16 protein-coding genes are annotated in these 17,475 nt (G+C 51.6%); 12 read left to right on the top strand and 4 right to left on the bottom strand.

The genetic code is table 11. The features are described from left to right. Window positions 1-37: 37 nt before the first annotated feature. Entirely contained in the window at window positions 38-4,144 is a 4,107-nt protein-coding gene (locus tag X474_RS10925) for a hypothetical protein (protein WP_052515096.1), read from the bottom strand. Window positions 4,145-4,365: 221 nt separating this feature from the next. Here X474_RS10925 and X474_RS10930 point away from each other — a divergent pair, with 221 nt between their 5' ends. The 6 genes from X474_RS10930 (at window position 4,366) to X474_RS10955 (ending at window position 9,741) form a co-directional block, all read left to right on the top strand. After that, window positions 4,366-4,611 (top strand): hypothetical protein, encoded by a 246-nt coding sequence (locus X474_RS10930; RefSeq protein WP_044348818.1) that lies wholly within the window; start codon window positions 4,366-4,368, stop codon window positions 4,609-4,611. 25 nt (window positions 4,612-4,636) lie between these two features. Beyond that, the gene (locus tag X474_RS10935) at window positions 4,637-4,972 is read left to right on the top strand and encodes a hypothetical protein (RefSeq protein ID WP_044348819.1); all 336 of its coding nucleotides are present in this window, start codon (window positions 4,637-4,639) and stop codon (window positions 4,970-4,972) included. A 70-nt stretch (window positions 4,973-5,042) separates the two neighbouring features. Beyond that, a complete protein-coding gene (locus X474_RS10940; protein WP_044348820.1) occupies window positions 5,043-5,969 on the top strand; it encodes a permease in 927 nt (308 codons plus the stop codon). After that, entirely contained in the window at window positions 5,966-6,721 is a 756-nt protein-coding gene (locus X474_RS10945; RefSeq protein ID WP_044348821.1) for a TIGR03943 family putative permease subunit, read from the top strand. Before X474_RS10940 ends, X474_RS10945 begins: the two co-directional genes overlap by 4 nt. A 250-nt stretch (window positions 6,722-6,971) precedes the next feature. Beyond that, the gene (locus tag X474_RS10950) at window positions 6,972-9,047 is read left to right on the top strand and encodes a methyl-accepting chemotaxis protein (protein WP_044348822.1); all 2,076 of its coding nucleotides are present in this window, start codon (window positions 6,972-6,974) and stop codon (window positions 9,045-9,047) included. A gap of 67 nt (window positions 9,048-9,114) precedes the next feature. Continuing rightward, window positions 9,115-9,741 carry an HD-GYP domain-containing protein gene (locus X474_RS10955; protein ID WP_044348823.1) on the top strand — a complete coding sequence of 209 codons (627 nt, stop codon included), beginning with the start codon at window positions 9,115-9,117 and terminating at the stop codon, window positions 9,739-9,741. Between the two features lie 266 nt (window positions 9,742-10,007). Here the strand turns inward: X474_RS10955 and X474_RS10960 are convergent, their stop codons facing one another. The 3 genes from X474_RS10960 to X474_RS10970 all read right to left on the bottom strand — a co-directional run bounded on the left by X474_RS10960 (window position 10,008) and on the right by X474_RS10970 (window position 11,323). Continuing rightward, complete coding sequence (locus X474_RS10960) at window positions 10,008-10,322, bottom strand: hypothetical protein (RefSeq protein ID WP_156360724.1); 315 nt, start codon at window positions 10,320-10,322, stop codon at window positions 10,008-10,010. 31 nt (window positions 10,323-10,353) lie between these two features. Continuing rightward, on the bottom strand, window positions 10,354-10,806 hold the full coding sequence (locus tag X474_RS10965; protein ID WP_044348825.1) for a flavodoxin: 453 nt from the start codon (window positions 10,804-10,806) through the stop codon (window positions 10,354-10,356). A 190-nt stretch (window positions 10,807-10,996) separates the two neighbouring features. Beyond that, window positions 10,997-11,323: a hypothetical protein gene (locus X474_RS10970; RefSeq protein ID WP_044348826.1), complete on the bottom strand. Its 327-nt coding sequence runs from the start codon at window positions 11,321-11,323 to the stop codon at window positions 10,997-10,999. A gap of 285 nt (window positions 11,324-11,608) precedes the next feature. Here X474_RS10970 and X474_RS10975 point away from each other — a divergent pair, with 285 nt between their 5' ends. The 6 genes from X474_RS10975 (at window position 11,609) to X474_RS11000 (ending at window position 17,268) form a co-directional block, all read left to right on the top strand. Further along, window positions 11,609-11,854 (top strand): FeoA family protein, encoded by a 246-nt coding sequence (locus X474_RS10975; protein ID WP_231688319.1) that lies wholly within the window; start codon window positions 11,609-11,611, stop codon window positions 11,852-11,854. Between the two features lies 1 nt (window position 11,855). Then, on the top strand, window positions 11,856-14,324 hold the full coding sequence (feoB, locus tag X474_RS10980) for a ferrous iron transport protein B (RefSeq protein ID WP_044348828.1): 2,469 nt from the start codon (window positions 11,856-11,858) through the stop codon (window positions 14,322-14,324). A 2-nt stretch (window positions 14,325-14,326) separates the two neighbouring features. Further along, the gene (locus X474_RS10985) at window positions 14,327-14,647 is read left to right on the top strand and encodes a hypothetical protein (RefSeq protein ID WP_044348829.1); all 321 of its coding nucleotides are present in this window, start codon (window positions 14,327-14,329) and stop codon (window positions 14,645-14,647) included. Window positions 14,648-14,759: 112 nt separating this feature from the next. Next, window positions 14,760-15,569: a DUF4198 domain-containing protein gene (locus X474_RS10990; RefSeq protein WP_044348830.1), complete on the top strand. Its 810-nt coding sequence runs from the start codon at window positions 14,760-14,762 to the stop codon at window positions 15,567-15,569. Between the two features lie 122 nt (window positions 15,570-15,691). Continuing rightward, complete coding sequence (locus X474_RS10995; RefSeq protein WP_052515097.1) at window positions 15,692-16,309, top strand: DUF1007 family protein; 618 nt, start codon at window positions 15,692-15,694, stop codon at window positions 16,307-16,309. After that, complete coding sequence (locus X474_RS11000) at window positions 16,306-17,268, top strand: nickel/cobalt transporter (RefSeq protein ID WP_052515098.1); 963 nt, start codon at window positions 16,306-16,308, stop codon at window positions 17,266-17,268. The genes X474_RS10995 and X474_RS11000 overlap by 4 nt, the downstream gene beginning before the upstream one ends. Window positions 17,269-17,475: the final 207 nt, after the last annotated feature.

Here is a 17,475-nt window from a genome sequence, read left to right on the forward strand (position 1 = left end):
TCCGGCCCGACCCTTGACGGGCGGGCCGGAAAGAAGATCATTTCTCAGGTTTTTTGGCCGCCTTTCTTCTGGGAAGCCTGTAATCCCATTTCACCCAGTATCCGCCCTGACCCAGGCATTTGTAGCCCCAGCGCAACCAGGACAGCAGGGAAAAGGCCAGCCACAGCGCCCAGGCCAGCATAACACCCTGAAAAGCCAGTCCGGGCAGGGTCCACACCCTGGGCCTGGGCATGATTCCGCTGATCCGGTCCTGGGTCCAGTTTAGGTTAAAGGCGCTGCTGTTGTTACCGAGTATCTGCATGTCCGGTATACCCAAAAGCCCCTGTTCAATGGCCGAGTACATCCCGGCCAGGGCTGCGAAGGTCAAGAGGACCAATACCACCTGCACGCTGTTAAAGGTAAACCAGGTCGCCTTGGGGGGATTCTGAGCCCTTTTCCCCAAAAGAATAAGCCAGGCCACCACCACCAGGGCCATGACCGGGTGAACCTGGGTGAGCCCCAGGCCCAGGAGCATCCATTGCCAGGTCTTTAACGGGGTGAGCCTGGTTTTGCCGAGTCCCCAGCCCGCCAAAATAATCACCGCCAAATAACTCCAGAATAAAACCGCGGGTCCCATGGTGGGGCCGCTGGCCCACAGGATCCAGCGATCCGTTGGCAGCTTAAGGTTTATCCTGGCGTTTACCGCGCCTGTTCCCAGATCCACTTGAGGGCCTCTTAAAGCGGTAAAGGAGCCTCCGGGCTGACGCCATTCCAGGAAAACCTTTTGCCCGCCGGGGGTTAGGGGAATGGTCAGCTTGCCTTGCTCCGGCCGGATGGGTTGCAATTTGTTTTTGATCTTGATCTGTTCCAGGTGGGCTTTTGGCGGCAGAGTGATGGTGTGCTGACCTCCTTGGCTGCTTCTCAAATAAAGGGAGAGTTTAACCAGGTCAAAGCGGTTGCCCGGCAACCAGCTGAGGTGGGCCTGGTCAATGGTTGTGATGCGTCCCTTTACCGCCAGGGGTTTGGTTATATTGACTGTCAGCTCTTCTCCCGGCCAGGGGCGGAATTTGGGGGTGAAGCCGCCGGTTCGGTTCTGCCTGGCCACCATGGGGATCCCTTTGAAAGCGCTGTGCCATATGGGGCTTATCCTAAGGGTCCAGGTCTCTGTCCAGTTGGTTTGTTGAGCCGCCTTCAGCTTTAACTCCGGAATCGTTTCCAGGCTGGAGGTGAAATAGGCCTGCCCTTGATTGGGCGCCAAGCTTATTTCAACCTGTTTATTTTGCACCTTAATACCAGGCGTATTCACTGTTTCGTTTGCTAATATGGGCAATCTGATCAAGGCCGGCTCCCCGGTGGGGGTGAGACGTTTGATTATGGTGTTCACCTGCCAGGTGAGCCCAAGGGTAAACTCCCTTTCAACCTGGAAAAAAGCCGGCAAACGTACGGATTCAGGCCTGGAGCGGCCTGCCACCTGGTTTGTCCGCTTGAGCTGAAGGGCGGCTCCGGCCTGTCCCCGGGGCCCCAATCCGCTTATCTCCCAGCCCGGCGCCGTCACGTTGACCTTCTTGGGACGCAAGGGGAGATTAATGCTGAACCTGTCCAACCCGTTTATTTTTGCCTGCAACAGAAATCGGTTTACCCCCTTGGGAACCAGGGCCCACATGATTCCGTTTTTATCTCTGGTCAGGCCCGGAGCGGGGTTATCGTTCAGAAAAACCTTTGTGAAGCCCCAGTCCGTTTGAGCGCCCGGTAAAGGTATGGCCGTATCGATTTCTGCCTGAGCTTCAAGCAGTATGGTCAGTTCATTTGCATCTGCCTTAAGTTGCATTCTGGAGAAAACCGCACAGTTGGGGAAGCAGTCATGGGGCTTCAGCAGCCTGGCTTTCAGCTCTTTTAGAAGAGATTCCGGCGGGTAGGCAGAATCAGCGGCCTGGGCCTTTTGAAGCGGGATGAGCAAGAGGCCTGCCAAGAGACAGGCCACGCCGAAATATTTGAGTAATCCTTTGCAACTCCCCTTGGGGATGATCAGGGCGGCGAGTATGGCCGCCACCAGAATAACTCTGAGCCAGGCCAGGATAAGGTTGATTGTGGGGCAGAAAAGATAGAGCCTCAACTTGTGATCCTTATCCACCGGCCCGTTCCAGGACAGATTGACCGAGCGCCAGCGCCAGTCGGGCAGCCCGGGTCCGGTCTGAACAAGGGCGTTGGGATCGGTCATGGTGATGGGTTTTCGCTTTATATTTGCCCGTCCCATTTGTTTCTGTTGCGAGCGGTAAAGGACTTTTGCCTTGCTCGGAGCCTGCATCACCCTGGCAGGCGCCTTTTTCATTCGGGGCGCAGGCGCGGGCGCCGACTTTTCCATCATATCGGCGCTCTCGTCTTCTGAAAAGGAGAATATGGTCGGCGCCACAGATGTGAAATAATAATCAGGCCTTTCCAATTGTGGATAAAGCCCCACTCTGGCCTGGTTCACTATAAAGGGAATTGCCACCACTAAAAGAAGACCGGCCGTCACCCAGCGGGTGAAATCCATCAGGCGTTTCAAATTGCCTTGGGGCAGGAGTCTGAACAGGGCCAGGGCCGCCAGTAAATAGAGCCAGGTGAATTGCGGGGCGGCCGGTTCGTGAAAGGAAAGCCCCACCCCGAAAAAGGTGATGATCCCCCAGCCCCAGTTTAAGAGCCGCCATACCGCCAGGCTGATGATCAAAACCAAAAAGATATCCAAAAGGCTCCATCTCTTCAGCAGGCTGTTTGACACCTGGTCCACCCCTTTGGCGCAAAGGAGCTTCCACCCCGGCGGAAGCCTTAAGCTGAGTGAGGCCTTTTGAAAGTCATGATCCCAGCCCACAGCTTGAATTTCCTGTTTTTCAAGGGGCATGGTTGACTCGGCTGTGAGTTCTAAGCGTCCCTGTCTCAATTCCACTCCGGGGTTGGATTCAGGTGTCAACCTGGTAATGAGGCGGTCACGGCCCGAGACGCTCACCCTGCCGAGTTGAGCAGGGGGATTAAGCCCAAGCCGCCAGCTTTGGCTGAGCACTCCGGAGATGCGGTCCTCTACAGTGAAACCTTGGCCATTGAAATCAAGCCACCAGGTGCGATTTATGGTGAGGCGGTCCGGAGCCGGATCCGCCTCTCCCCTACGCAGGGTTTTAAAGGCAAGGGTGTCTTGGGGGTTCATCACCCTTGCCCTGTATCTGCGCCAGGCCTGGGGAAGCTCTGTCTGCCCCGGGTCAATGGGAACTCCCCCGTCTAGTTTCACCATGCGCAGTTGGTTTTCTGCGGCAAAGGCCCAGACCTCTGGACCGAACGCCGCTTTTACAGGGCCGATTTTATTCACCGGCCCGGGAAACCTGGCCAGGATTTCAATAATAAAACGCCCCGGTTTTGCCTGTAGGGTCAACTCGCCCTTACTGTTTAAGCGGGCGGGGACAGGGCTGTTCAGCCTCATGGGAATGGTATGGGGCAACAGGATGTCTTTGAGGGAGATTTCCCGTTGTTCTCCCGCCAGATTCAGGCTCAGCCGGGTTGTGACCAGCATGGGAATGGAATCCTGCAAAAGGCGGTTTATACGCAGCTTGACCGTGGATTCAGCCTTCCGGGGCTTGGTCTTGCCTGTGAGCCACAGGGCTCCGTTTTTATCAAAAACAGGTTTTTCCTGCGGCTTGCCGGAGATGGACAGTTTGACTAGGCCGCTCTGGGCCGGGATGTGGATAGTTTCCGGCATCCTGGGCCAGTTAAACCTGCCCGTAACCTGGTGACTGCCCGCCGGAGCCTTTATACAGGGTCTGTTCCCACGGGATATGACCGGTGCAAAATTACCGTTTAACTGCACGTCTTGGGGCCACTCGTCTTCCCCTCCCGGCAGGATAAGCCATGTTTGTGCGGTGAGCAGCCAATCTTGCCTGAACTCACCTTGAGTGTCATCAACCGCCAGATCAAGCCTGCTGGGCCAGGCGCAGATGTGCGCCCCTGGGTCATTAAACCGGGCCGGACAGGTCTGGCTTTCCTGGCCGTACATCACCCATTTTTGCCAGGTTTTCAGTTCCTGCGGGATATGGATTTGCTCTGAATCAGTCGTTTTTGCCGGGGAAGAGGGGGATAAACAAAAAAGTTGAACAATGAGCAGGCAAAGCCAAAGGGCGCCTGCCTTTTTGGTCAAGATCATTTTGCTTCTCCAGAGATGTCCCAATAAGGGGGAAAACAGATGATTATTCAATTCAGTTTAACACACAAAAAGACCTGATCTTAATTAATGGAAATAAAGCTTTTGATTTAACGCTTAGATTGATGTTTTTTGACTTGTTTATGTAAATTTCTTTTTATGACAAATAATCAGCCGGGACAGTCGGCGCTTTTCGCATGTATTATTTTTGCTGGAGATGAAAAATGAATCCCCCGGCCGCGGCCAGGCTTGCCATAGCCGGCTTGACAGTGCTGTGGCTGATAAGGACCTTGGGCGCCTTTCACCTCTGGGTCTTCACCCGGAATTATCCAGTGGGCGTGGCTGTGATTCTCTCCTTTTTGGCTGCATGTTGTTTAAGCCTGTTTTTTGTTACTTTTTTCTTTTTTTCCAAAAAGATTCTCCAAGACCGTCTGATGAAAGCAAGCCTTTGGGCCTGGCGGGCAGCTTAATGGGCCTTTTATACGGGTGAGAGGCATGGCTTTGGTTTTTGATTTGCCTTTCCCCCGGCTCCTGATTGATTGTGGAGGATTGAATGCGCCGATCTCCTTGGCCGCGGAAAAAGGAAATATATATCTGCTAAGGGCCAATACATGGGCTCCGACTGGTATGTCTTTGGCTTGCCTGGTTCAGGTGGGGGCCCTGGCGGCATTTTGGGCTCGAATAAATAATCCTTGGATGGTGCGGGAATTTAGCGGAACCCGGCAAGCCGTGCTGGGGGGCTGGGTCTTTGCCAGCCTGGGCCTTTTGATCTTTATGTTTTTCTTTTTTATGTTATTAAAACAATATAAGATTAGCTCCCGTCTGGTCTGATTTTTTTCAGATAAAGATATGCCTTTTATTACCCGGCCCATGAACTCGGCAAGGTGCTCAATTGTCTGCTATGCCCGAAGGAATAGACCTTTTTTTTCGTATAACCCTGGCCATTTTTCTGGAGGCCGCTCCTTTTTTGCTGTTGGGATCTTTTTTGGGGGCTGTGCTGGAATTTTTCGTGAGCCCCGAACGCATGGAGCGCCTGTTGCCCAAAAATCGGGCGGCCGAGGTTCTGGCCGGGCTTTTGGGGGGCATGGTCTTGCCGACCTGTGAATGCGGAGTTGTACCCATAGCCAAAAGGCTTTTACATAAAGGCGCAACGCCCGCCTTTGCCGTCACTTATATGCTGGCCGCGCCGGTTATCAATCCCGTGGTTATTGCCTCCACCTATGTTGCCTTTCAAGGCAACTGGACCATGGTTTGGGGCAGATGCCTTTTAGTGGCCTTGACCGCAGGCTGCATGGGGCTTTTCCTGGGCAGACACCCGGCCATTGCCCTTCTGCTGCCTGAGGCAAGGAATCCTGAGCCTGCCTGCGGGTGTTGTCATCACCACCATGAATCCTGCGGCCACGAACATGAAACAGAGCGGCCGAGGCTTGTGGGGGTGCTGTTACACGCAGGGGATGAATTTTTAGGCATGGTCAAGTTCTTATTGCTTGGTTCTTTGGCTGCCGCCGCCTTTAAAACCTGGCTCCCGCCTCATGTGGTGACCTGGTTTATGGAAAATGTCTGGCTTTCCGTGCTGGGCATGATGCTTCTGGCTGTGCTGCTTTCAGTATGTTCAGAGGCGGATGCCTTTGTGGCCGCCGGTTTCAGCCAGTTCCCCATGGCGGCCCAGCTTTCCTTTTTAGCCCTGGGACCCATGTTTGACCTTAAACTCCTGGCCATGTTCACTTCTGTTTTCAGGCGGCCCGTGGTTCTTGGACTTTCCCTTTTGCCTTTTATCATGGTTTTTTGTTTGAGCCTTGTCTGGGCTTTGGTGGAGAGCTGGCTATGAACTTAAGGGGCATTATTGTAATAAAGCCTTTTTGCTTGTTGTGCCTCGGCCTTTTCATGGTCTGTTTTCCCTTTTCCGAAGATTATTGGCTTTTATTAAATCCGAAGTTCAAGTGGCTTACCTTTAGCGCCGGTTTTGGACTGGTTGTTCTTGGAGCGACCGCCTTATGGGTTGTCGGCACAAAAAAGGCATGGCCAACCCTTTTGCTAATCGGCGTTTTGGCAACAGGGCTTTGGGGGATAAACGTTTTTTCCCCCCAGACGGACCATACGGCCGCGGCTCCCTGGAAGAAACCTGAAACTTCGGTTATCCATCAATTCAATGGAGAAAGATACACACCTATTAATTTGGCTGAGCTGAATTTCCTTACTGAACAGCGCCCGGAGTCCCTGGACCGGGAGAGGTTTGTTTTCCAGGGCAAGGCAAGCCGGGTGCAAGGGTCGGGTAAAGGTGATTGGGTGGTTTTAAGGACCACGGTCTTTTGCTGTCTGGCCGATGCCGTGGCCATGGGCTTTGTTCTTGCCGAAAGTGATTTCAAGGGGATAAACCATGGGGATTGGGTTAAGGTTTATGCAAGGTTAATTCCCTGGTCTGATAAAGAAAAAAACATACCCCAGATCAGAACCAGGGGTGCGTTTTTTACTTCAATAAATCGTAACTTCCAGGTAAGAGCCGATAAGGTGGAAAAAATAAATCAGCCAAAGCTGCCATTTATTTTCGTGATTCACACTAAACCACCTTATACTTATTAGTTATGAAGGCCAAGTTTTAGCACTGAAAGCTCTGGTAAAACCGTCTGGTTTGGTTCTGAATACACCTTTCAATTGTTCATACCCTATTATTTTGCTGTGCAGTCAACCGTCGGGTTTGTTTGTTTTTTGCTCTAAAATTTTGTATATGACCGGAGATATAATATCATTTAAAAAAGTACATTTATTACTTGAGTTAAAAGTTTGATGCCAGGGGGGGACTTTAAAAAAATTCGGGAGGAGGACTCCGATTATGAACAAAATGAAATTGGGAACCAAGCTTGTCGCTGCTTTTTTAGCGGTGGGTGTGATTCCATTTGCCGTGATCGGCCTCATATCCCTTTATAGTGCCTCCCAGGCATTGGACGAGCAGGCCTTTGAACACATGCGGAGTGTGCGTCAGCTTAAAAAAATACAGATTGAAAATTATTTTGAAGACAAGATGAATCTGATGCGCGATGTGCAGAAAAACCTCCGTTTTATTCAAAGTATTGAAGCTTTTACTCAAGTTTTCCCTCAAGGATTGGAAAGCCCGGCCTACCGGCAGCTGTATGCCCAAAGGGTGGGCCCTCTCAAACTTTTTATGGATGTTTTCGGATTTTATGATGTCTTTCTGATTGATCTGGATGGAAATGTTGTTTTTACCGTTTCCAGAGAATCGGATCTCGGAGCAAACCTTAAAACCGGCAAGTTAAGCGACTCCGGTCTGGCCAGGGCTTTCAGAGAGGGATCCAGTCGGCCCATTTTGGTGGATTTTTCCTGGTACACCCCTTCCAATGAGGCCGCCGCCTTTTTGGCCACTCCGGTAAATGATAATAACGGCAAATTTTTGGGAGTCGCCGCTTTTCAGGTTTCCTTGACTGCGATTAACAAAATAATGCAGGAGCGCACCGGCCTGGGGCAGACAGGCGAGACCTATCTTTTAGGGCCGGATAAACGCATGCGCTCTGATTCTTTTCTTGATTCCCAGAACCGTTCGGTCAAGGCATCCTTTGCCGGCAATATCAAGGATAACGGGGTGGATACCGAGGCCAGCCGGGCCGCCTTGGGCGGTCAGATCGGCGAGGAATTGATCATTGACTACAACGGCAACTCGGTTCTTTCAGCCTATACGCCGGTTAAAATTGGAAATCTCAAATGGGCCCTGATGGCGGAGATCAATGAATCCGAGGCCTTTGCCGCTGTTTACACTCTGGAGTGGATCATGGGTGTGGTGGCCGTGATCGGCATTATCATTATTACAATCATGGCCCTTTTGGTGGCCCGAAGCCTGCGCAGGCCCATTGCCGCGGCTGTGGATGGGCTTAAGCTGGTGGCCCAAGGCGACTTCACCTTACAGCTCGAACAGGCATACCTGAAAAGGGGTGATGAAATAGGCGATATGATGCGCGACCTCCAGGGCACGTCGGATAATTTATCCACCACCGTACAAGAAGTCATGCTCGCCACCAACGCTGTGGCAGACTCCACCAATGAGATCAGCCAGGGCAACCAGGACTTGAGCGAGCGCACCCAGCAGCAGGCCAGCGCCATTGAAGAGACGGCCAGCGCTGTGGAGCAGATGACCGGCTCGGTCAAGCACAATGCGGAAAACGCCCAAAACGCAAATGTCCTGGCTTCTCGCACTTCCACCATGGCCCAAGAGGGTGGGCAAGTGGTGGAAGAGACGGTCACCGCCATGGAGGCTGTCACTGAGAGTAGTAATAAAATCAGCGAAATCACCAATCTGGTGAATGAGATAGCATTCCAGACCAATCTGTTGGCTTTGAACGCCGCAGTCGAGGCAGCCCGGGCCGGAGAGGCGGGCAGGGGATTCGCCGTGGTGGCGGGCGAGGTGCGCAACCTGGCCGGACGCTCGGCCTCTGCGGCCAAGGAGATCCAGGGCCTTATTACAGATACCGTGGGCAAGGTGGAACAGGGCAACGAACTGGTGGCCAAAAGTGGAAGCCTGCTTCATGAAATAATCGAAAACGTGCAGAACGTGGCAGGCACCATAGGCGAAATTTCAGCCAGCAGCCAGGAACAGGCCCAGGGTATTGACGAGATCAATAAAGCTGTGGCACAGATGGATGATGCGGTGCAGCAAAACGCAGCCCTGGTGGAAGAGGCTGCCTCTTCAAGCGAGAACATGGCCGCCGCCGCCGAAGAGCTGAGAAGCCAGATGGCGCAGTTCAAGGTGCGGGGCCAGACAGGCGGCTCCCCAAAACCCAATAAGGCCAAGAGCCCTGCCGCCAAAAAGCCCAGTTTGGAACCTCCAGCCAAAAAGCAGGAGGAACCCAAGGATGATTTTTTTGACGACGGTGGGTTGGATGGATTTGAGCAGTTTTAAGGTGTCTTAAAAGAAACTCAAAGGGACGGGGAGACGCCTTGTTATAATCTGTTGCATGGAGTTCGGCATGACGCAAACAACTGAAGCTGTGGCAAAAGCCGCCACCTCCCTGGCCCGTAAAGATGTAGTCACCTTTTTGTACAATATGTACAACATGATTTCTCCGCCCCTTTGGCTCCACAGCAAGGAATTGGCCGATGCGGCCGAGGCCCTGGCCAAGGCCATGGGATGGGACGAGGAAAAGGTCAGGGTGGTTTATCTGGGTTGTCTGTTCCATGATGTTGGGCATTTGATGGTTCCCTCGCAACTGAGCTATTGGACCAAGGGAGCCATGCCCCCCAAGATGGATTTGGAGACGGAACATCCCAAGATGGGGATTAAGCTGCTTAATCGGGTGAAATGCCTGGAAGATATATTGCCTGTCATTAAGCATCACCATGAAAACTTTGACGGCTCGGGTTTTCCGGACGGCCTGGAAGGGGCCCAGATACCGGAAGAAGCCAGGCTGGTGACGGTTGTCCATTCCTATCTGACTTTGATCAGGGGCATGGGTTCAACCCCTCCCATGAGCGAGAGAGAGGCTCGTCAGGTGGTCCGGGAAGATGCGGGGATTCGTCTGGACCCTCGAATGGTGGAGGTCTTCATGGAAAACCTGCCCTCACTTGGCGCGGAAGATTACAGCCAGACCAAATAGATTCCGGAAGCCCTTTATAGAAGACTTTCATCCGGGATATCTACCTTTAAACCTGTCAAAACCAAACAGCATCTGACAAAGTCTTCCGGGACTTGGTCAGATGCTGTTTGCCAAAAACAGTTAGCTTTAATTTTAGATAAAAAAAAACGGTTTGTGGACGGTAAAATTGTGGCCAGAACCGCCCGCATTCCCTGATACGGCTTAATTCAAATCCGTAAGCACGTTTGTGGAGTGCCTGCAAAGGGATGCGGGCGGATGATTCATGGTTAATGGACTGAGACTCGAGCCAGGTTTTTAGCTATGGTGTCATAAACCACATTATCATTGCCCAGCTTGCCTTGAATCAGTTCAAGGGCGCGACGATAGTGCGAGGCTGCCTTGGAAGGGGCGTCCAGTCCTTCGGTCACCAACCCCAGGCTGTTAAGAATTTTGGCTTCAAAGCAGCTAATTTTCAGTTCACGGGCGCTGGTCAGGGCTTTATACAGCTTTTTTTCCGCCTCTCGTGCGTGGCCCTGGCTGAATTCTTCCATGGCCGTTTTGTGCATGCGGCCGATTCCCTTTAATCTGCAATTACAAGGCATGAATCTCTATCCTGCTGTATCAAATTCGGTTTCAGGCCGCTTTGGCCAGATCTGCCACTTTTTGGGCCCAGTCTTCTATCTCATCGCGCACATCGTCCGGGTCTCCGTCAATTTTGAGCGGGGACACATCAATCTTGGCTCCGCCTGCCTGGGCTTTTTCAGTGATGGCATCCACAGCTCCGCAGAAATGGGTGTAGGTGCTGTCTCCGCAGCCAAAAGTGGCGACAAGCTTGCCGTCAAAAGAGACTTTGTCCATACCCTCGTACAGGGGTTCAAAATCCTCCTGTAGTTCAATGTCATCGTCTCCCCAGGTGGAGCAACCAAAAACGAACAGGCCGAAATCTTTTTCCATAACCTCCAAAGAGGCGTCGACCGCGTTTAACAGGGTGGTCTCAACCTTGTTTTTATCCAGGACTTCCTGAACAACTTCTGCCGTATATTCTGTGTTGCCTGTGGTGGACCCGAAAAGAATCAATGCTTTCATGAATCACTCCTCTATGAATAGAGATTGGCGAAAAGGAGCCTTTAAAAAACTGAAGGACAGTATAACAAATTATTTATGTCGTGCCAACTAAAATTAGTATTACCTAAAAAATAGCTCGCAATATAGCCCTTGCCTGGTTTAAGGGCAAGGGCTGAAGAGTATTTCCAGGCCGATCAGGTCCGAGGGGGCTTTATCTGGGGCATTTATATGCCTTACCCAGGGCAACCGGGTTTCGGCCCCCTCTTTTCCCGACCCACACCACATGAGTTGCTCCCTTGGCGCCTGCCTGCTGCAGGCCTGATTGTTGGGCGCTTCTCAAGGCAATGGCGCTGGTCGCCGGGCTTCTGAGTTTGGACTTGCCGGAGATTTCCCCGACGTATTGGCATGACCTCACCTGTTCTGTGGTTGCTTCCACGGCAGGCGGCTTTTCCATGCTTAAGAATGAAGATTTGTTTGCACATCCGGCAGCAAAAAGGCAGACTCCCAGCACCAAGGCGCTGACAACTATTTTTTGCATGTGTTTTCTCCTTTTTGTCCCTTCTATTTGTAAAGGTGCTGGGGCGTTAATAGGCTTATATCTACCTACATGAATTGTAATAGCATAAATAAATTTGTCTATCCAAATATTGATTGACACCGCCCAATTTGTCTGTTAGTAGAGCCTAATAAATTTACAGTTTTCCAATTGGCCCTGCTCCCCTGTTGTGACCCCTTTCAGTTCACAAAACGAGCCATGACCCGGGAGATCAAAGGCTGTTTACTCTTTGACCCGGACATTAGCCTTTAAGGAGCTGATATCCGGTTGAGATTACCAACAAGGAGTGAAATGATGACCTTAAACGATATTAACCCTGGCGAAGGATGCAGGGTTAAGGCTCTCAAAATAGGCGGCAATTTGGGCCAGAGGCTGATGGATCTGGGCTTTTTCCCTGGCGTACAGGTTGAAGTTGTCAGAAATGCTCCACTCTTGGACCCTGTAGAGGTTAAGATGGTCGGCTATCATGTGAGTATACGTCACTCCGAGGCTGCTTTCGTGGAGGTGGAGTGATATGTCCCGTCGCTATCTGGTTGCCTTGGCCGGGCAACCCAACTCCGGAAAATCGACAGTATTCAACTTATTGACTGGGGCCCGCCAGTTTGTGGCCAATTATCCCGGTGTGACGGTGGAGAAGAAAACCGGGCTTTTCTCGCACCAGGACGTGGGCTATGAGCTGGTCGACCTGCCGGGTACCTACAGCCTTACCTCCTATTCTCTGGAGGAAAGGGTGGCCAGGGATTTCCTTTTACATGATCAGCCTCAGGCTGTGATAAACGTGGTCGATGCCTCCAATCTGAGGCGAAATCTTTACCTTACCTTTCAGCTGCTTGAGATGGGAACCAAGGTGGTGGTCGATCTCAACATGATTGACGTGGCTGAAAAGAGGGGCTTTGAAATTGATCTGGATGCCCTGGCCTCCCACCTGGGAACCAAAGTGGTGGTGACTGACGGCAAAAGAGGCAAGGGCGGGGAAGATCTCTGCCTGGCCCTGCGGGATTTGGTCCAGGATAAATCAGAACCTGATTTCAGGGTGGATTACGGGGCCCTGGAAGCCTATATCTCTCGGATTCAGGAGGGTATAGAAAAGGCGAGCGAACTTGCCGCCAAGTATAAACCGCGCTGGCTGGCGATAAAACTACTCGAGGGGGACAGCCAGGCATTGGACCTGGTCAATGAATACAGTTTGAGCGCCGACAGCCTGGTCGCCCTGGTGACTGAGTTGCGCAGGGAGTTCGAGGAAAAGGAAGGCGATCCGGCAGAACGCTATATTGCCTATCGCCGCCACAGCCTGGCCTCTCAGATCGTACAGGAGGTGCTGAAAAGTACAGGCAGCGAGGAGAAGACCTCAACCGATCGGGTCGATGCGGTGCTTTGCCATCGTTTTTTAGGGCCGGTCTGCATGGTTTTGGTTTTTTACACCCTTTATGAGCTGGCTGTGAATCAAGGCGTCAAGCTGGCGGCCGAGGTTACGCCATACTTAAGTTCACTGCAGACCTTTTTGGAAACCTTTTTACCGGCCGAAGGGTTCATTGAAATCCCCCTTTTGACCTCGCTCGGCAGCTGGTTCATGACCAGTGTGAATGCCCTTTTGGTTTACATCCCCCAGTTTTTCATTCTCTTCGCCCTGGTGGCCGTGTTGGAGGATGTGGGCTACATGCCGCGTATGGCCTTTATCCTGGACCGGCTTTTCCGGCATTTCGGCCTGCACGGCAACTCAACCTTGCCGATGATCTTGGGCGGTATATATGTGGGTGGCTGCGCCGTACCCGGGGTTATGGCCTGCAAGGCCATTCCGGACGACCGTTCCCGCATGGCAACCATTTTAACTGTGCCCTTGATGAACTGCCTGGCCAAGACGGTGTTCTACCTTATGCTGGTGGAGGCGTTTTTCCCGCAGCATAAAACCGTGGCCATGCTATTTATCTCAAGCATCACCCTTTTATTTGCCTTGCCCATTGCCAAGATTCTTTCACTCACCGTGTTGAAAGGGAGGGAGACCGCGCCTTTCATCATGGAAATGCCTCCCTATCACCTGCCGACCATAAGGGGCGTTTTGACCAGGGCGGTGGAGCGTATCTGGGTTTACCTCAAGAAGGTGGTGACGATTGTGGCCGCCGTGGCTGTGGTTATCTGGGCTCTGCTTCAGTTCCCTGGGTTTTCGCCTGAAAAACAGGCAGAGTTCCAGGCCCAGGCGGATAAGGCCTTTGCCACCTTCCAGAGGCAGGTGAAAAAAGATTCTCTGCAAAAAGACTTGGGCTCCATGGACCAGGTGCTCGCCCTTTTGTCTTTCAGAGATGCATATCGGGCTGCCAAGGCAGGCGCCGGTGGAGATCGTCAGGCCAGCAAGGCCGTTGATCAGGAATTCAAGGACAATAGCCCGGTTTTCTTCAAAGTTTTGAAGGACCGCAGATCCAAGATTCATCGAGCCTTTAAAAAATTGCGCAAAACCCGGTCCCGGATTATGCGCGAGATGCAACAGGCGAGGGTCAACTCAAGCCTCTTGGGTAAGGCCGGTAAGGCGCTGGAGCCCTTGAGCCGGTTCGCCGGTTTTGATTGGCGAACAAATGTGGCCATGCTGAGTTCTTTTGCCGCCAGGGAGAGCGCCACGGCCACTATGAAGGTGCTCTACGGGATCGGACCGGACGGCAAGTATAAAGGCGAGATGGGTGATGGTGAGCAGACAATCACGGATCTCAACGCCTTGGCCCTGATGTTGTTCATGGCCCTGTTCCCCCCCTGCCTGGCAACCACCATCATGGTGAAGGTGGCCACGGGCAAGTACAAGTGGATGCTCTTTTCCTTTGCTTACCCGGCGTTTTTGGGAATGGTGGTGGCCGCCGGGGTTTACACCATCGGAAGCGCCCTGAATATGACAGGTGGCGAAGCCATGGCCTGGGTATATGCACTGGCCATTGGATTGGCCGTTACCATGGGCTTTGTCAAAGATAAGAAAAAACCAGAAGCTGCGTTAGGAGTATGAAAATGAAAAAATTATTCTCATTGGTTGTTGTTTTTGTGTTGGGCCTGGCCCTAAGTCAGGTGGCTTTCGCCCATGCACCTTTACTTTCCTGCTGGGATAATGGTGACGGCACCATTACCTGCGAAGGTGGATTCTCTGACGGTGGTTCAGCTTCCGGCGTGCAGATGTTCGTCAAGGATCCTGCCGGCAAGGTGCTGTTAAAGGGAGCCATGAGTGGGGACAGCGAGTTCTCCTTTGATAAACCGAAGGGTGATTATGTGGTGGAGTTCAACGCCGGTGAGGGGCACACCATTCAGGTTCCCGGAAGCGAGATCGTGGAGTAGTTTAAGCAATACGTAGGATATACAGGCCGCTTTCTAAGCGGCCTGTTTCAGGGGCTTTTTATTAATCAATCCAAATAATTTTTTTTAGTTTTTATCTGTTTAGGAGGGTGCAATGAAAAAGTGGATTCTGGCCCAAGTGGCGGCTTTGGCCATTACCTTGACTGTGGGTGGTGCGGCATGGGCTCACTTCCAAATGGTCTATACTCCGGATAGCGCTCTGCCCAAGGGCGGAACTCTTGATTTCCGTGTGGTGTTCACCCATCCTTTCGAGGCCGGTCACACCATGGATATGTCAGGCATTGAGCAGCTTTTTGTGTTGCATAAAGGCAAGAAAAAAGACCTTTTGAAAAAGGCCCAGCCCATTGAGTGGACCAGCCTGACCAATAAGGGCAAGGCCTATAAGTTCACCGATAAGCTGAGAGGCATGGGTGATTGGGTTTACTGCCTGGTGCCCGGCCCCTATTATGAGAAAAATGAGGATATCTATATCCAGCAGATCACCAAGGCGGTTGTGAACGTAAACGGCTCCCCCACTGACTGGGATGCCGAGGTTGGCCTTGATGCCGAGATCGTGCCCCTTGACAAGCCCTATGGCCTTTGGGCCGGCAATGTGTTCCGGGGTGTGGTCAAGAGCGCCGGACGCCCGGTGCCCTTTGCCGAGATCGAAGTCGAGTTCATGAACCACAAACCGCTTATGGCCGAAAATGCCTTTGCCAAAAAGGCCGAGGTGGAAAATGTGCCGAACGATGCCTTTGTAACCATGATGATCAAGGCCGATGCCAATGGTCAGTTTGCCTTTGGCATTCCCAAGGCGGGCTGGTGGGGCTTCTGCGCCCTGGGCGTGGGTCCTGCCAAGGAATACAAGGGCAAGGAATTGTCCCAGGATGCAGTTATCTGGGTGCAGGCCTTTGATATGAAGTAAAGGGCTCTTGGTTTTAAAGAAAGCCCTGCGGGCAAAAGCACCCCCTTTATTTGGCGGGTGCTTTTGCCCTCAAGTTAAGGACCCTTGACAAAACCTGTACATGGGGCTTAATAAAGAGCCCCATGTACGTAAATCGAACCATAAAATCCTTTCTGTTGCTCTGGATTGCGACCTTGATAATAGTGGGGCCGGAATCCGCTCTGGCCCATCCTCATGTATTTGCAGACACCAGCCTTAATATAGTTTTTGACCAGAAAGGACTTTCCGGCATAGGGGTGAAATGGGTTTTTGACGAGTTTTTCAGCTCTATGATTCTGGAAGAGTTTGACAAGGACCATAACAACAGAATCAACCCGAATGAAAATAAGGGCTTGGAGCAAGGCGCTTTTCAGAATCTTAAGAAATATAATTACTTTAACTGGATAGCTATAGACGGCAGGAAATTCGTCATTAAGTGGGTCAAGGATTTCAGAGCGCAAGTCAAAAAGGGGCGTTTGGTGTATTATTTTTTTGTCCCCTGTCATCTAAAGGCTTCCCAAAACCGGAAGACAGTGGTTATAAGTCCCTCAGACCCCACTTATTATACGGCGCTTGAGTTTGCCGTTCTGAATCCCGTAACCATAAAAGGTGGAAATAACTTTTCGGTGAAGTATAAAATAGCCCCCAGTACTATACGGACCATATACTACGGCATGGTCCATCCCACCGAACTCACCTTATCTTTTAAGTTAAAAAAATGATAAAGCTTTTCGGATTGGCTATAACTCTGGCGCTTTTGTTTTCCCTGCCTCTTTCCGTGACGGCCAATCCCTTTTTGAGCGGCTCCGGGCCTGACAAGGAAGCCACTCGCCCGAATGAGCAGATTGCCGGGCCTGAGCAAGCCCCGGCCAGGTCCATGGGCGCTGCTTTTGGATTCAGCCCATATTTGGCCAGGATCATCAAGTTGCAGGCAGCCTTGAATTCCCGTATTTCAGGATTGATATCTCAGGTAAGCTCTGAAAAGCAAACAGGTGCGCTTTTTCTGCTGTTGGCCCTGGCATTCGCATATGGTGTTTTGCACGCGGCCGGGCCGGGACACGGCAAGGCTGTGGCTGCCTCCTTTGTTTTGGCCAGGGGGGGAGGAATCGGCCAGGGATTGTTTTTGGGCAACCTGATAGCTTTCTTTCATGCCTTGTCCGGGGTTCTGTTGGTGCTTCTGGTGCGATTTGTCTTGGATGCCGGATTTAGCGGGTCTATGGAACAGGCAACCTACTGGACTCAGGTGATCAGTTACAGTTTGATAACAGTTTTGGGTGCCTGGCTTTTGCTCACAGGCCTTTTTAAAAAAACAAATCACCCGCAAGCAACATCTGCCGCAGACAGTGTCTTCTCTAAAGGACATGAAAATAAAAATATTTTCACGCTTGCCCTGGTTACAGGCATGGTCCCCTGTCCCGGTGTGATTCTGGTTTTATTGTTTTGCCTGGCTAAAGGCGCTGTTGGCCTGGGGCTTGCTCTGACAGTCTGTCTTGCCGGCGGTATGGCCCTTACCATTTCAGTGGTCACCCTCATGACCTTGGGGGGCAAGAAAGTCTTTTTCAGGTTTTTTCAAAAAAAACCTGACACGGCACTCAAGGCGGTTAATTTTATTGAGGTTTCAGGTGCTTTTTTGATCATGATCTTGGGGCTTTTCTTCTTATTGCCTTTTTTATTTGCCTGATAAATCTGTTTTTTCTGTCCTGGCAACTCCTTATTTTTTCTCTCTTTTTAAGAAATACGGCCAAAATTTGAAATCTGTCAGAAAGTGCTTGACATGTAATAAAGTTTGGCGTATCTAATCTGCTAAAGAAAACAAAATCATCTATTGCAGGGGTAATCGCCGTCGGTGCAGAACGGATTTATGAAAACTCCCTTGAGGGTTATTATC

This window comes from Dethiosulfatarculus sandiegensis, from assembly GCF_000931935.2.
Taxonomy (GTDB): Bacteria; Desulfobacterota; Desulfarculia; order Desulfarculales; family Desulfarculaceae; genus Dethiosulfatarculus; species Dethiosulfatarculus sandiegensis.